This window comes from Pseudoalteromonas sp. C12FD-1 (genome assembly GCF_037414265.1).
In the GTDB taxonomy this organism is placed as follows: Bacteria; Pseudomonadota; Gammaproteobacteria; order Enterobacterales; family Alteromonadaceae; genus Pseudoalteromonas.
Map to the genome: position 1 here is coordinate 18,770 of NZ_JBBEVD010000031.1, position 14,605 is coordinate 33,374.

Sequence of the window (14,605 nt, forward strand, 5' to 3'; positions counted from 1 at the left end):
GCACTATTGCACAGTGTGCAAATTGCTTTTTTGGCAGTTAAGGTTGTGTGCTTAGCTGCTGTTTTTTTTGCTGCAAAATAGAAATTTGTTGCTCTACAGCGCTAATTAATGCGTTATAGCGGTTTTGAATCGCCGTAGTTTTAGTGGCTATCGCATCGGCTATTGATTCGGCGCCCATTCTATTAGCTTGATCTTGAGTAACATAGCTGGCTTGTTGTTTGGCGTCGGCTAAGTCTTCTTTATAATTTTTGATAGTAAGCTGGTGGCGTTTAATTTCACGGTCAATTTTTTTAATCTCAATGTAGTTATCTACAGAGGCTCCAGGCATTGCAGGTGAGTTGGCATTATTGCCGTACTTATCGGCAACTAGTGGCTGCTTTAGCTTAATTACTTCTGCATTGTCAGCACAGGGCGTTTGGCTAAATGTAGCGACTCCTTTAATTGTGCATTTATAAACCGTAATGTCTTGGGCTGCGTGTGTACTTAAAGCCACAAGGCCTATTAAAGGTGTAATTAAACGAAACATAATTAAACTTACGTTATTGGAGTTGCTATTAATAATGCCGTAACTACCTAGTGTATTCAACGTGTTTTGATTCCCACACTTTTAATAAGAAATGGTGGAGAAGGAGGGATTAGCTTAATTATATCCATGTAATTAATTGCTTCGCAACGCCTACGGCGGCTTAAAGTGTTCCAGACACTTTATCGAACCCTAGCAAGGGTTCTCACCCTCCTTGATACATTGGTTGTTAAATTTTAGGCACAAAAAACCGCAACTAAGCGGTTTTTAATAAGAAATGGTGGAGAAGGAGGGATTAGCTTAATTATATCCATGTAATTAATTGCTTCGCAACGCCTACGGCGGCTTAAAGTGTTCCAGACATTTTATCGAACCCTAGGAGAGTTCTCACCCTCCTTGGATACATTGGCTGTTAAATTTTAGGCACAAAAAAACCGCAACTAAGCGGTTCTTAATAAGAAATGGTGGAGAAGGAGGGATTCGAACCCTCGATAGAGCTACAAACTCTATACTCCCTTAGCAGGGGAGCTCCTTCGGCCACTCGGACACCTCTCCAACGCATAACAGATTGTATTAACGGTAGTTTATTCATACCATTAATTAAATAGTGGTGGAGAGATAGGGATTTGAACCCTAGATAGGCTACAAACCTATGCCGGTTTTCAAGACCGGTGCATTCGACCACTCTGCCATCTCTCCGTGACGCAGAATAATACTTAGGTGATACCCTTGTGTAAATAGCAAATAAACTGTTTGCTTAAAAAGTAGGCGTAATTGCAGCTTTTTTTGTAAATTGAGGGAAATTAGAAGGATTTAAACTAAAAATTAAAGGGTGGCAGTAAACTAAGGGAGCTAAAGAAGCGCTTTCAATAGTGGTTAGTTGTTAACTGCCCCTGCTTAATAATCATAACAAAGTTGATTATTTGTATTGCGCGGCGCTGTTTAATGCTATTTTTTTGCCCATACGGTTTAATTTAGCAAGCATTTTAGCTTTACGGTTAGTTGGTTTTACGCCAACGTGGGCTGCAGCATTTTGGTTTAAGGTGTTTATTGGGTTCATGTCTTTGCTCCAAGGTGTATGTGTTTAAATCGCGAGCATTTTGACTCTTTTTTGTTTAAAAATACAACAATATAAACTAAGGCTTAGCTATTAGTTATTTTTATCTGAATTTTCATTGTTTTGTTTTTGTTTAAAACTGCTAAGTGCCCATTTTGCATAGTTATTTAACTTAGGGGACCTATTTTTAACTTGTTTTATAAGCACTTTTTGTATTCGTTAATGTTTTTAGTAAATTTTTACGCACTTTTATGATTAATTATTCAGATAAATTAATTTTAACTTAATTCTTATTTATGCTGGCGTACTGGCTAATAGGAGAATAATCACTTGCAGTTGTTAATAATAGTTAAACCAAGCGTAAAAAATGTGGTGTTAGAACACCTTGATTGGCTTAAAAAAATATGTCAGAAGAAAAATATTCACTATATCACGGTTAAAACGACAGGAAATTTTGAGCGCGACTTAGCAAACGTTAAATTAAATGCACAAAAAAGCCAAATAGCAGTGGCCATTGGTGGCGACGGCACGCTTAATTTGGCACTTAATGGCGTGATGAACAGTGCATGTAGTTTGGCAATATTACCTTGTGGTACAGGCAACGACTTTGCGCGTCGCTTTCACTGCACAGCTAAACAGTGGCAAAACGCTATTTTTAATGCCCCCACACACTTAATTGATGTAGGTAGAATTAATACTCGTTACTTTATTAATGTGGCTGGTGTTGGTTTTGATGCTCATGTAATTAAGCTGTTGGGTCATTTGCAAAGCATGCCAGCTTGGCGCTATAAGTGGACGAGTTTTAAATCGCTCTTTACTTACAAAGCAAGCACACTGGATGGATCATTTTTAAATAAGCAGTGTAGCTATCAAAATTTAATAACTGTATTTGCGAACTCTCAGTATTTTGGCGGTGGTATAAAAATAGCACCTAGGGCTAAAATTGATGATGGGCTGCTTGATTGCTACCAAATGCAAGCGAGTAGCATTGTTGATCATTTATATAGCTTTATTAAATTAATTTTTAAGCGCCACCATACTTTAAAAAAGCTTACCTATAGCCAGCTCAAACAGGCGCATATTAACACTAAAAATTTATTAATTGAGGCCGATGGCGAGCTAGTCGGTGTCACGCCTGCGGTTATTACTATTCATAAGCAGGCTATTAATTTTCATATACCAATAAAAAAGCGCCTACAGTAGGGTAGGCGCTTTTGTGTTAGTGCGTTAAAAACGCCTCTAACTGGGGACGGAGCCATTTTTAGCAACGCAGCGGCTTGCTAAAAAGGCGCTAATTCTTTTTGTGGGGGTAAGTACAATTGCATTCCCTAGTAGTACTAAACTAAAGCCGGCAAAGGTGTTTGCATGCCATTCAAAGCCTTCAAAAAAGCTGCTTAATGCAACGGCCACTAACGGAAACAGCACTATGGCGTAACTTGCTTTTTCGGGGCCAATGTTTTTTAACAAGGCAAAATAGCAGCCAAACGCAATCACGGTGCCAAAAACCGATAAATACAATAGCGACAGCCAATAGCTTGTAGGGGCACTAAAACTGACCGTTATACCATTTATTAATACATAAACGGCTAAACCTACTGCGCTATATAACATGCCCCATGCGTTACCCTGCAGCACACCTATTTGACGATTAGAATTACGTACACTAATCATATTGCCCAATGAAGCCACAAAGGTACCCCCGAGGGCAAGTAGTAACCCGACCAACGCCCCATTACTCAAGTCGAATTGCTGTAAATGCGGCCAAAACAGACAAATAATCCCCACCACGCCGATTAGTGCGCCGCAGTAAATACGTTTGGCAATGGGCTTTGCAAAAAATAAACGAGTGTTGATTATGTTCATTATCAGTAACATTGAAAAAGCAATAGAGGCCATTGCCGATGAAAGGTAATTTTGTGCCCAATACAAAAGCAAATAATTTAAGCCAAAGTTAGAAATGGCCAATAAAGCAAAAAAGCCATGATCGATTAACGAAAATCGCATATTAGGCTTTTTGTAGGCCACAAATAGCCACATACATGCAGCTGCTATGGCAAAGCGATAAAACAAAGAAAGCTCCACAGCAATATCGCCTAGCTGAAACGAAATTGCGAGCCACGTAGAGCCCCAAATTAACACTGTTGTGAGATATAGCGCTGCGCTTTTCATGGCAAACCTCTAAAAAACCGATTGAGTGGTTATTTTAGAGTCTATCTGTATACTTACCATATACAGAAAAGTATAAATGTAACCTATACAGATTTGAGGCGAGATATGCAGCCAACTGCCAGTAAGCAAAAAGCCGAGTTTTTATATCAACAAGTTATTGAGCTAATTAAAGACATGCAGGCGCAAAAGGTGTTACTACCTGGGGAAAAGCTTCCTTCGCTTCGTAAAATGGCCAGTAACTTAAATATTAGTATTCCGACTGTTAAGCAAGCGTATCAAGCGTTAGAAGATCAAGGGTTAGTAGAGGCACGTGAAAAATCGGGCTACTTTTTAACGGTGCTTAATACGGTTTACAGTTTGCCAAAGCGAGTAAAACTAAGCCGTGAGCCTGTCACTGTAAATAAGCAAGCATTAATAGAGCAGGTATACAGCGCTATTCATCAACCTAATGTAATTGCCTTTGGTATAGCCAATCCCGTTGCTGCAGCCCCTACCGATAAAGCGTTAGCACGTACTATGCGCCGGGTTATGACAATTGCTGGGGCGAGTGTTATTAATTATGGCCCTATTGATGGTTTTGCTGCGCTTAAAAAGCAATTAGTGCATAGATACTTAGGCTTTGGTATTGGCGTAAATATAGATGAACTGGTGATCACCAATGGCGCGCAAGAGGCACTGGCTATCGCACTTAAGTGCGTCACCAAACCGGGCGATGTGGTTGCAATTGAGACCCCGTGTTATCACGGCATTATTGAACTAATAGAGAGCTTAGGGTTAAAGGCGCTTGAAATCCCGCTATGCCCCGATAATGGTATTTGGCTTAACGACTTAGCTCAAGCGCTTGAACAACATGATATAAAAGCATGCTTGTTTTCGACCGCAATAAACAACCCAGTAGGCAGCTTTATGAGCGATGAAAGCCGTAAGAAAATGGTGGACTTAATAGAGTCACATAATGTTGTGCTTATAGAGGATGATGTGTACGGTGATCTGCACTTTACTGCCAAGCGTGGCACGCCCGCTTTAGCGTATTCAAAAAAGGGGCTTGTGATCAGCTGCGCTTCATTTTCAAAAACGGCTGCGCCAAGTTATCGAGTTGGTTGGTTAATAGCAGGCCAGTTTGCTGGTCAAGCGCGTCGGCATAAGCGTGCATTAAGTTGCTCTGCCTCACTTATAAATCAGTGGACACTTTCTGAGTTTATAGCAAGTGGTGAGTATGACCGTAATTTAAAGGTGCTTAGGCAGCGCTTACGTAATAACAAAGAGCGCATGCGGTGGTGTTTATTAAACGCGATGCCTAAAAATACACGTATTAGTGACCCTAAAGGTGGGTGTGTTATTTGGCTTGATTTAGGCCAAGGTGTGGACAGTCAAAAGCTATTTTTATTGGCTTTAGAGGCAGGTATAAGCATAACCCCCGGACTTATATTTTCAGCAAGTAATAACTATAGAAGCTGTATTAGGCTAAGTTATGGGGTGCAGTGGAGCGAAAGAATAGAACAGGCTATTACAACGTTAGGCGCGCTGGCCCACACACTAAAAGAATAAAAAAGCAGCACCTAATATACAAGTGCTGCCAAAGGGATGTTAAATACGGTGCGGAGTATTAGTTTTGTTTAATGGTAAATAATTCGTAGCCTTTTAGCTGAGGTAATTGCGCTACTAATTGCTCTTCTTGCTGTGCAATGCTGGCAAAGCTGTCGCATAAAGAGTTGGCGCGCTTTTCAAGCGCACTTGCATGCAGCTCTACTTTTTCTTCTATTTGCGCGCCCATATTTTCCATGCGTTGCTCAAATGCATCCATATCACCACCTGAACCAAGCAGCTCAGAGCCTAAAGCAACTAAAATACTGCCCATTGATTGCATAACGGCAGATTCAACCACGGTTTCTATTTGCTCCTCAAATTGGTGCTCAAAGTTTTCACCAAACTGATTAAAGCTTTGCTGGCCCATTACAAACGTACCTTGTTGATAAAATGTGTTTTCTACTTCAAATCTTATATCGTCCATGAGACCAGATAAGTCATCAAGGCCATCAATATTAAATGCGTTGGCTACTTCCTCTAATGCTACACCAGCTATTTTCACTCCTTCTAGGGCAATATTCGCGACCTCAGGCAGCTGTGTACGTAAGTTGTCTGAATATTGGGTAAGCGCTTGGCGTTGTTCGCTATTAATGGATACTTGCTCGCCATTTATAGTTAAGTTGCCATTGCTGTTAAAGCGCATGAATTGATTAGATGCAGTAAAAATTTCTAATTCGCTAGGTTTAATGCGTACATCGTTTTTAAACTCTACATTGCACTGCTCGTTGCTAAACGAAATGCCAGCATTGTTATCGCTATGTGCCATTGCTGCAGGTGTACAAATTAAAGCGCTTACTAATAGTAAATTTTTCATGTTTATTCTCTAATAATTGTTGATGACAGTTAGGTATTAACAAGTTTGGTGCCATTTTTTATTAGTGTTATAAAACAAATGCTTATGTATTTCCGTGTAATGTAACTAGTTTGTGGATTTAATAAATAAACTACTTTTTAGTCAAAAACACTAAAAATAAATAAATGATAAATTTTATTTGTCGAAACGATAAAAAACTCTCACTTCCCACTTTCTTAATTTAGCGCTATTTATTCACAATATTGACATGAAGACTATTTACATTAGTCACGTGGCTTTATTTTGGCGCTAATTTGTACGTATTTTAGCGTTAAACATTTTTAATCTGCCAATCACAGGACACAAGCCTGAGTTGGTCTCAAACACTTTATGGAGTGGGTTGTGGGTAAGACATTTAGTTACGATGCGCTAGATGATGATTTTGTTGAAGACGAGTACGAAATGGTCGGGCGTAATCAACATGACAAGAAAAAGCAAAAGGTAAAAAAGAAGCTGGAAGATTACCTTGAGCAAAAACGTTTGCGTAAAAATCTAGGTGAAGACGACTTAAACGATTACATAGACTAAATTGTGCTAGTTAAAATAATGCGCCTGTTTTAGGGTTTGAATGTGCGTATACGCATGTTTGAAGGCTAAATATTGGCAATAAAGAGGCTTTATGCCTCTTTATTACTTTTATGTACTTACTTTTTAGCGAGTGTTTGTTGAATGGTGGCTTCTAGTTTTTCTGGTTTTGTAAAAGGTGCATAACGTTTAATAGGCGTACCGTCGGGTGCGATTAAAAACTTGGTAAAGTTCCACTTTATTTTTCGTGTTAAAAAGCCGGGTAAGGCCGATTTTAAATACCTAAATACAGGGTGGGCGTGACGACCGTTTACATCAACCTTAGCGGCCATTAAAAAGCTTACCCCATAATTTATTAAACAACCTTGCTGTATTTGCGCAGTATCACCAGGTTCCTGTTGGCCAAATTGGTTACATGGAAAACCAATAATAACCAACCCGCTTTTTTCGTACTGACTATGAAGAGTTTGTAGCGACTCGTATTGCTTTGTAAAACCACATTCACTTGCGGTATTAACAATAAGCACAACCTTGCCTTCAAAGTCGCTAAAGTTAATCATTTTTCCGTCTAACGCAGTAGCCGTTAATTGATGAAATTCATGCATGATGGGTGCTTTTTTATTGTTGTTAGCTACATTCTACCCGCTACAGCGTGTTACTAAAAGTATAAAGTTTAGGCATTGTTAATGGGTTGGCTGTTATTTAGGGCGTGTTGAACTTTGCGGATTGAAATTTGTTCAACCTAGGGGCGATCAAATCGCGGCGCGAGGTTTGTAACCTAGTGGGCTAAGTAAAAACCGAGCAAAGCTTCCGCGTCCTGCTCACGCCCCTTACCTACATCCATGTAGGCAACAAAGAGTTTATCGCCCCTAGGCAGAACCCAAAGGGCAGCGCATGTTTGGCATTTATGCTACGTTATCGCCTATTTATGGGGAATAACCACACTTCATAGGCTCTGCCTTGCCTAAAAACCAAACATACTGCTGCAAATTCAAACGCCAAAGGTCAACACGCCCTAATTTAAAATTAAAAATAACCCCATACTAGCAAGCGTTGTGTAATAAATATTATGTGTTTTATAGGCAACAATAATGGCAACGATAGCTGCGCTTAAGTAAGGGTTATGCCAGCTTAGGTTTAGTCCGTCTTCATTTATAAAAATAATAGGTACCCAAATAGCGGTTAGTACAGCGGGTGCGCTAAAGCTTAAAAACTGCTGCATTTTAGGGCCTACTTTAAAACCAAGGCGTTGATGTAAAAATAAGTAACGAGTAAAAAAGGTAATACACGCCATTAATAATATAGTGAGCATCATAATGGGCTGTCCTTTTTTTGTATAAACCTTGCAGTAAAGTAGCCTGCACTCATTGCAAGTAGAGCAGCACAAACCAACCACAACTCAAATCCCGTGCTTTTTAAAACGGTGGCGCTAATACCCGCAACAATCACTGTAACCAGTGAGGCTAAATTTTTTATGCCCGGTACCACAAGCGCAATAAATGTAGCTGCAATAGCAAAGTCGAGCCCTAAATTTGTTAAATCAGGGAGCACACTTCCTGCAACTATGCCTATGAGTGTCCACAGGTTCCATGCAATATAAAAACTAAAACCCGCGCTTAAAGCGTATATTAGGCGCGCTTTTGTTTTATAGGCTTTGCGGTGATGCGAAAAGGCAAACAGCTCGTCGGTTAGTACAAAACTTATTGGTAAGCGCCACCGTAATGGCTGTGAAATAACTTTATGGCGTACGGCTAAACCGTATAAAAAATGCCGAGAGCTAATAATAAATGTGGTAAATAGAATAGTCAGTAAAGGGGTGTTACCGGCCATTAGTTCAATGGCAACTAATTGTGCAGAACCGGCGAATACAAGTAATGACATTGCTTGTGTTTCAAAGGCACTAAAGCCATTTTGAATCGCTAAAGAGCCACATAAAATTCCCCAAGGTACGACCGCTAAGCAAAGCGGAAGCATATCAAAAAACCCTTCTAATACTGCGCGTTTAGTTATATTCATTAATACAAGTAAGTAATAAGTTTGTGCGTTTAGTGTGCCATAAATAGCGCTTTATGTAATATCATTAATGCAGCGCTAGTAAAACTTTGGAATAATGGCTTTAGTATCAAAATAATGTACCAGAGCCTGGCAACAAGTTGAGGATTTATATGCAAAGTATAAAAGTATGGGATGGCTTTATAAGAAGCTTTCATTGGTTATTAGTGATTAATATTGCTGTGCTTTACTTTAGCATTGACGAGGGCATGATTGAGCTTCATTTTGTGGCTGGCTTTTTTGCAATCGCATTAATAGTGACCCGTTTAGTTTGGGGGCTGGTGGGCAGTAAAACGGCAAAATTTGGCGCGTTACTGCACTCGCCAGTAGCAGTATTTAAAGAGTTTAAAAACCCCAGTAAAGGGGTGGGTCATTCGGCGCCAGGTAGTTACATGGTTTTGTTGTTTTTTGTACTTATTATAGTGCAGTTAGTGACCGGGCTAATGAGCAGTGATGGCATTTTGACAGATGGGCCTTTGGTTGAGTATGTGTCGAGCTCAACGGTTGATTTTGCAAATTGGCTGCACCGCCTTAATTTCGATATTTTATTTTATGCCATTTGTCTGCATGTTACTGCCATTGTTGTGTATAAAATAAAAGGAAAACCACTTGTCAAAGCAATGATCACCGGTAAACAGGCAAACAGCGAACAAGCCACTCAAACTAATATAGATAACACCAAGGCACCTTGGTTAGCGTGGGCTATTTTTGTTGGATTGTTAGTGCTATTGGCTGTTACGTGGGGCAAAGAACCACTTAGTTATTTGCTAAGTTAATAGCTAACATAAAACAAAACGGCGCATAAAGCGCCGTTTTAGTGTGCGTTGTTTAAATTGTTATTAGTCTTTAAATTGCTTGTGGCAATCTTTACAGCCTTTGGCCCATGCGCCAAATGCTTTACCGATTACCGCCTTATCGCCAGATTGAGCAGCTAAAGCAAGCTTATCTGCATTGGCTGCAAAGGCATTGGCTTTTTTAACAAAGGTCGCATTGTCAGACCATACATCAGCTAATGCTGCTGTATCACCTTTATTAGTGCCTTCGTAAAACGCTTCCCATGGCATTTTAGAAAGGGCAGCTGCGTTATTTGCGCGCATTTTAAATTGCTCTGCGTCAAAAGGAATTTTACCTTTTAGCATTGCGCCCATATCACTAATTTGCACTGAAATCATAGAGAATGCAGCTTGACGGTACTCAATAGCATCACTTGGCTCTTTAAATGCAGTATTTGCAGATACGCTAAGTGTACATGTTGCTAAAGCAACCCCAGCTAAAAATTGTTTTAATTTCATGTTTATTAATCCCTGTAATTTATTTCTCGACTAGTGCTTTTGTATCTTAGCTACTGCTTTTATTCAAGTAAATACAGTAAAATTAACTAAAAGTTAATCGTTTGAATCTATATCGGCAAATATCATCCCTCGGCGCATACTACGCGTGGCCAAAAATACCTCCCCAAGTAACGACATGAACCCACAAATTAATAAGGCCATTGCGGCTACAAAACAGCTGGCAATGGTTACCCCTAAATTAATTGACTGAATGTGCGATAAAAATAGCAACATAACTACAGCACATACTAGCAGAGCACTAAGCACGCTCATACTAAAAGCAATGTGAATACATCGAGAGCGCTTTAGCAGGGCTCGCAGCTCAGTAGTTAGAGATTTATTAAAATCTTCATCGGTACTTACTTTTAGTTTTCGTTCAAGTTGCCGTGCGCGGTCGGTAATACGTGCTAAACGATTAGATAAAACCCCCAGCGTGGCGGCAATCCCCGTAATTAAAAAGACAGGAGCGACGGCAGTCTGAATGACTTTAGCCATGGTTAAAATATTAATAACATCGTTGCTCATTCAGTTTTTCCATAAAAAGTAGGTTTTGTTTACAGTGGTTTACAAATATGAAGTTTGCAAAAATAGCTTAAAATACAGCTGGTTAAGTGTTGTTTTGAACGTGCGTTATTGTGGGTTGTAACTTGTTTGTAATCTCACTGTTGCTAGCATAGGTGCTGAAGTTTTATATTAAAAATCACAATTCTAATAACATTGAATTGAGTAAATACAATAATATAAAACTCACTCCAGGGGAAATAATGTCTAATTTAACACTAAAAAGAACCGCTATTTCATCAGCTATAGGTTTAGCTATGATGTCATACGGTGCAGCAGCCGCACCTGATTTATCTAAAGGTTACGTTCCTGAAATATCAAATGTAAAAACATACTCTCAAGATAAAACCATTTCTACTAAAGCTCGTTATATTATTCAGCTTGAGGACGAACCACTGGCAACATACAAAGGTGGTATTGTAGGCCTTGAAGCAACTTCTGCAGCAGTTACGGGTGACAGCAAAGTTAACCTATCTTCTGCTCCTGCCTTAAAGTACAGCAGCTACCTAAAAGCAAAACAAAAAAGCGTAGCACAAGTAGCCGCATCTGTTAGCGGTGGCTCAGTTTCTCACTCATTTAGCACATTATTTAACGGTATTGTTATTGAGGGTGAGCAAGGTCAACGTGAAAAACTTGCTAAGCTTGCAGGTGTTAAAAAAGTATTTTTAGATACTGAATACCACACTCTAATGGACGCTTCTATTGATGTAATTAAGGGCGTTGAAGCTTGGCAAGCGCTAGGCGGTCAATCTGAAGCCGGGAAAGGCGTTAAAGTTGCTATTATTGACTCGGGTATTCGCCCAGAAAACCCAATGTTTTCAGATGTGGGTTTCGCAGCTGCAGAGTTTAGTGAAGAAGAAGCTGCTTATATCGCAGAAAACCCTGATTACTGTCGTATAGAGGGCGGTGAAGCCGATTTTTGTAACAACAAATTAATTGTTGCACGTGCATTTGGGCCAACACCAAGTGACGTACACCCTGACGAATATATTGGCTCTCCACTAGGTTACGACGGTCACGGAACGCATGTTGCGGGTACTGCTGTAGGTAACCCAATTGAAATTACTTACCAAGACAATAACGTGTCAATTTCAGGTGTTGCACCAGCAGCACAGTTAATGGCTTATAAAGCGCTTTGGCATACTGCCGATGGACGAGGTAGCGGTACAACTATTGCTTTAATGGGGGCATTAGAAGCTGCGATTAAAGATGGCGCAGACGTAATTAATAACTCGTGGGGCGGCGGTGCTGGTGGTAACCCTGCGAGTAGTGCATACAGTGACTTATTTACTGCAGCAGAAGAAGCGGGTGTAGTGGTTGTAACCGCAGCAGGTAACGATGGTAACGGCGCACAGACTATTGGTTGTCCTGGGTGTATTGAGTCTGGGCTAACAGTTGCTAATACGCAAACAGGGCGTTTCTTCTCTCAACAAATTGAAGTTGCTGGCGAAACCTATTTAAGTATTGAAGGAAGCAATGGTTTATTAACAGACCCTATTTCACTTCCTATTATTTCGGCGCAAGTGATTGCTCCTGATAACTTTGAAGGGTGTGAAGAGTTTGCTGAAGATATTTCATTTGCAGATTCTGTTGCGCTTATCTCTCGTGGTAGCTGTGCATTTTCAGCCAAAGCTGAAAATGCGGCAAAAGCAGGTGCAACGGCGGTAATTATCCACAACAATGTTGCTGGTGGTGCAATGGGCATGTCTATGGATGATGCCACTATTCCAGCCTCAGCGATTAGCCAAGAAGATGGTTTAAGTTTGGTTGAGCTTTTAACTGCAGCTGAAGAGCCGGTTATTGCTTCACTCGATCCTAGCGTTAAAAGAACGATTCAAGAAAAATTTACTGATGCAGTAAATTCTTCAAGTTCGCGTGGTCCTAATGGCGAGCCTAGCTTCTTAAAGCCTGATATTGCAGCGCCAGGTACAGATATTTTATCTGCGTACTCGCCAGATGAAGGTAACGGTATCACCTTTAATGCTATTTCGGGTACAAGCATGGCAAGTCCACATGTTGCAGGTGCAGCAGCGCTGATGAAGCAAGCTCACCCAGAGTGGAATGCTGTACAAATCAAAACGGCACTTATGAGCTCATCTAAGATGGATGGCTTACATAAAGAAGACCTAGTAACCAAGGCTGATGCATTTGATGTAGGCGCTGGTCGACTAGATGTGCCAAGTGCTTTAAACGCTGCACTTACTTTTAGCCACGGTTCTTACGCCGACCCGAGCTGTCTAAGTGTATGTAGTTTCGAGAATACTGTGCAAAACATGACGGATACTGAGGGTGAGTGGACTGCAAAAGTAGTAACCGATATGCAAGGCGCTGAAATTACTGTTTCTCCTAGCACTATAACACTTGGTGCGCATGGTTCTACCTCTACTGACTCAGAAGGGGTTGAAACAAGCACTGATATGGCTGAGTTTAACCTAGATATAGACTCAACATTTAACGATGTGAAAGGTTGGAACTTCGGCCACGTAGTGTGGACGCATACTGAGACAGGTCAAGTCGCTCATTTACCATTTGCTATTCATGACGATGAAACAACCAATGCGGCTGTGTTAAACGCGTCTGTAGATGCAGATTCATTAAATACTTCAACTCCGGCTAAAGTTGACGTGAGCTTTGAAAATACTGTTTATAGTGATGAGTTTGAAATCAATATTCAGCTTGATGAAAATGCTGAGCTACTTAAGGGTTCAACGCCTGTTGCCACTGAGAAAAACGGCTCAGGTACAATTACGTTAAGCGAAGATCGCAAAGAGATTAATTGGAAAGGTCAAGTTGCTCGAACTGGTTTTACAATTGATGACGAGGAGTTTTTAGGAACTTTATCGCTACCTGATTTAGGAGTTGAGCCATTCGCATGTAGTGGTGATTGTGATGAGTTCAGTGTCTCTGTTAATGCAGAATTTATGTTTGATGGTAAAGAATACTCTGCATTTACTGTCTCTGATAATGGTTTTATTGCTGTAGGTGATGGGGTGAGTACCACGGGTGCTTGGAACCCACAAAATATGCCAAATCTGTCTGCACCAAATGGTGTTATAGCTCCTTTATGGGCTGATTTTGACTTAGCCGGTGGAGCTACCGGTGGTGGTGAACTATATATTGGTGTGCTGACTGGCGGTGATGATACTTACTATGTTGTTGAATGGAATAACGCTCAAATTTACGCAGGTACAGGTGAAGAGTACACGTTCCAAGTAATTATCAAAGAAGGCAGCGATGAAATTAGACTTAACTACATTGATGTGCCTGTATTACCTACTCCTTATTCAGCAGGAGTGGAGTCTGAAGACGGCAAGATAGGTAAAATGCTAGATACGCTTACAACAGGTACAGGCTTAGGTAAAGGGTATATCATTAATCGAGTTGAAGGCGGAAGTGTGGCAATAGAATACCAAGCCTTTGCAAAAGATCGTAGCCATTACACAGCTGCAGATGCAATAGAAGTTGATGAAGAGCAAACAGTAACTATTGATGTGCTAGCTAATGATATGGCTGAGTCGCGTTTTGTATTTGACGTAGTAGCCTCTTCAGAAACAGAAAATGCAGAATTTTCTGCTCATAAAGGTGTAAAAGTAAATGGCAGCTTAGTTTCATCAACGGTTGAGGTGGTTTCTGCACCTGCAAATGGTTCTACAACCGTGAATGAAGATGGCACGATTGATTATACGCCAAATGCACAGTTCTCAGGTGAAGATAGCTTTACATACACAGTGCGTGAAGCATCAGGTACGACAGCTGAAGAAACCATGGTGTCAATCGTTGTTAACGATACCATTGCAGACCCTCAGCCTGTAACACCTACACCAACACCAGAGCCTCAAAGCAATGGTTCATCGGGCTCACTTGCTTGGTTAACGTTACTTGCTGCGCCGTTTGCATTTATGCGTCGTCGTAAACAAAAGTAATTTTATAACTAACACGTTATTTTA

Annotated in this window: 14 protein-coding genes and 2 tRNA genes; 5 read left to right on the top strand and 11 right to left on the bottom strand. The window is 40.5% G+C overall.

The window, feature by feature from the left end; all coding sequences use genetic code 11:
• Positions 1-37: 37 nt before the first annotated feature.
• The 4 genes from WDB87_RS00480 to WDB87_RS00495 all read right to left on the bottom strand — a co-directional run bounded on the left by WDB87_RS00480 (position 38) and on the right by WDB87_RS00495 (position 1,583).
• Positions 38-526, bottom strand: a complete 489-nt coding sequence (locus WDB87_RS00480) for an RNA-binding protein (RefSeq protein WP_286245729.1) — start codon at positions 524-526, stop codon at positions 38-40.
• 459 nt (positions 527-985) lie between these two features.
• A tRNA-Ser gene (locus WDB87_RS00485) sits at positions 986-1,078 on the bottom strand.
• A gap of 53 nt (positions 1,079-1,131) precedes the next feature.
• Positions 1,132-1,222: transfer RNA gene (locus WDB87_RS00490), tRNA-Ser, on the bottom strand.
• A 220-nt stretch (positions 1,223-1,442) separates the two neighbouring features.
• Complete coding sequence (locus tag WDB87_RS00495) at positions 1,443-1,583, bottom strand: hypothetical protein (RefSeq protein ID WP_337848692.1); 141 nt, start codon at positions 1,581-1,583, stop codon at positions 1,443-1,445.
• A gap of 327 nt (positions 1,584-1,910) precedes the next feature.
• Between WDB87_RS00495 and WDB87_RS00500 the strand changes: the two genes are divergently transcribed.
• Positions 1,911-2,783 carry a diacylglycerol/lipid kinase family protein gene (locus WDB87_RS00500; protein ID WP_337848693.1) on the top strand — a complete coding sequence of 291 codons (873 nt, stop codon included), beginning with the start codon at positions 1,911-1,913 and terminating at the stop codon, positions 2,781-2,783.
• Between the two features lie 36 nt (positions 2,784-2,819).
• Here the strand turns inward: WDB87_RS00500 and WDB87_RS00505 are convergent, their stop codons facing one another.
• Positions 2,820-3,749 carry a DMT family transporter gene (locus tag WDB87_RS00505; RefSeq protein WP_337848694.1) on the bottom strand — a complete coding sequence of 310 codons (930 nt, stop codon included), beginning with the start codon at positions 3,747-3,749 and terminating at the stop codon, positions 2,820-2,822.
• Positions 3,750-3,854: 105 nt separating this feature from the next.
• On the opposite strand from WDB87_RS00505, the gene WDB87_RS00510 reads away from it, so the two are divergent.
• Positions 3,855-5,297 carry an aminotransferase-like domain-containing protein gene (locus WDB87_RS00510; RefSeq protein WP_337848695.1) on the top strand — a complete coding sequence of 481 codons (1,443 nt, stop codon included), beginning with the start codon at positions 3,855-3,857 and terminating at the stop codon, positions 5,295-5,297.
• A gap of 58 nt (positions 5,298-5,355) precedes the next feature.
• On the opposite strand, the gene WDB87_RS00515 is transcribed toward WDB87_RS00510, so the two are convergent.
• Positions 5,356-6,150: a YggN family protein gene (locus WDB87_RS00515; RefSeq protein ID WP_337848696.1), complete on the bottom strand. Its 795-nt coding sequence runs from the start codon at positions 6,148-6,150 to the stop codon at positions 5,356-5,358.
• A gap of 381 nt (positions 6,151-6,531) precedes the next feature.
• On the opposite strand from WDB87_RS00515, the gene WDB87_RS00520 reads away from it, so the two are divergent.
• Positions 6,532-6,717 carry a PA3496 family putative envelope integrity protein gene (locus WDB87_RS00520; RefSeq protein ID WP_004589020.1) on the top strand — a complete coding sequence of 62 codons (186 nt, stop codon included), beginning with the start codon at positions 6,532-6,534 and terminating at the stop codon, positions 6,715-6,717.
• Positions 6,718-6,833: 116 nt separating this feature from the next.
• Here WDB87_RS00520 and WDB87_RS00525 read toward each other — a convergent pair whose 3' ends face one another.
• The 3 genes from WDB87_RS00525 to WDB87_RS00535 all read right to left on the bottom strand — a co-directional run bounded on the left by WDB87_RS00525 (position 6,834) and on the right by WDB87_RS00535 (position 8,730).
• Positions 6,834-7,319: a glutathione peroxidase gene (locus tag WDB87_RS00525; protein ID WP_337848697.1), complete on the bottom strand. Its 486-nt coding sequence runs from the start codon at positions 7,317-7,319 to the stop codon at positions 6,834-6,836.
• A 410-nt stretch (positions 7,320-7,729) separates the two neighbouring features.
• Complete coding sequence (locus tag WDB87_RS00530; protein WP_286245734.1) at positions 7,730-8,029, bottom strand: AzlD domain-containing protein; 300 nt, start codon at positions 8,027-8,029, stop codon at positions 7,730-7,732.
• Positions 8,026-8,730, bottom strand: a complete 705-nt coding sequence (locus WDB87_RS00535; protein WP_337848698.1) for an AzlC family ABC transporter permease — start codon at positions 8,728-8,730, stop codon at positions 8,026-8,028. Before WDB87_RS00535 ends, WDB87_RS00530 begins: the two co-directional genes overlap by 4 nt.
• A 149-nt stretch (positions 8,731-8,879) precedes the next feature.
• On the opposite strand from WDB87_RS00535, the gene WDB87_RS00540 reads away from it, so the two are divergent.
• Entirely contained in the window at positions 8,880-9,542 is a 663-nt protein-coding gene (locus WDB87_RS00540) for a cytochrome b/b6 domain-containing protein (RefSeq protein ID WP_286245736.1), read from the top strand.
• A gap of 63 nt (positions 9,543-9,605) precedes the next feature.
• On the opposite strand, the gene WDB87_RS00545 is transcribed toward WDB87_RS00540, so the two are convergent.
• Complete coding sequence (locus WDB87_RS00545; protein ID WP_337848699.1) at positions 9,606-10,058, bottom strand: c-type cytochrome; 453 nt, start codon at positions 10,056-10,058, stop codon at positions 9,606-9,608.
• A gap of 93 nt (positions 10,059-10,151) precedes the next feature.
• Positions 10,152-10,622, bottom strand: a complete 471-nt coding sequence (locus WDB87_RS00550; RefSeq protein ID WP_286245737.1) for a DUF2721 domain-containing protein — start codon at positions 10,620-10,622, stop codon at positions 10,152-10,154.
• Between the two features lie 239 nt (positions 10,623-10,861).
• Here WDB87_RS00550 and WDB87_RS00555 point away from each other — a divergent pair, with 239 nt between their 5' ends.
• Positions 10,862-14,581 carry a S8 family serine peptidase gene (locus WDB87_RS00555; RefSeq protein ID WP_337848700.1) on the top strand — a complete coding sequence of 1,240 codons (3,720 nt, stop codon included), beginning with the start codon at positions 10,862-10,864 and terminating at the stop codon, positions 14,579-14,581.
• Positions 14,582-14,605: the final 24 nt, after the last annotated feature.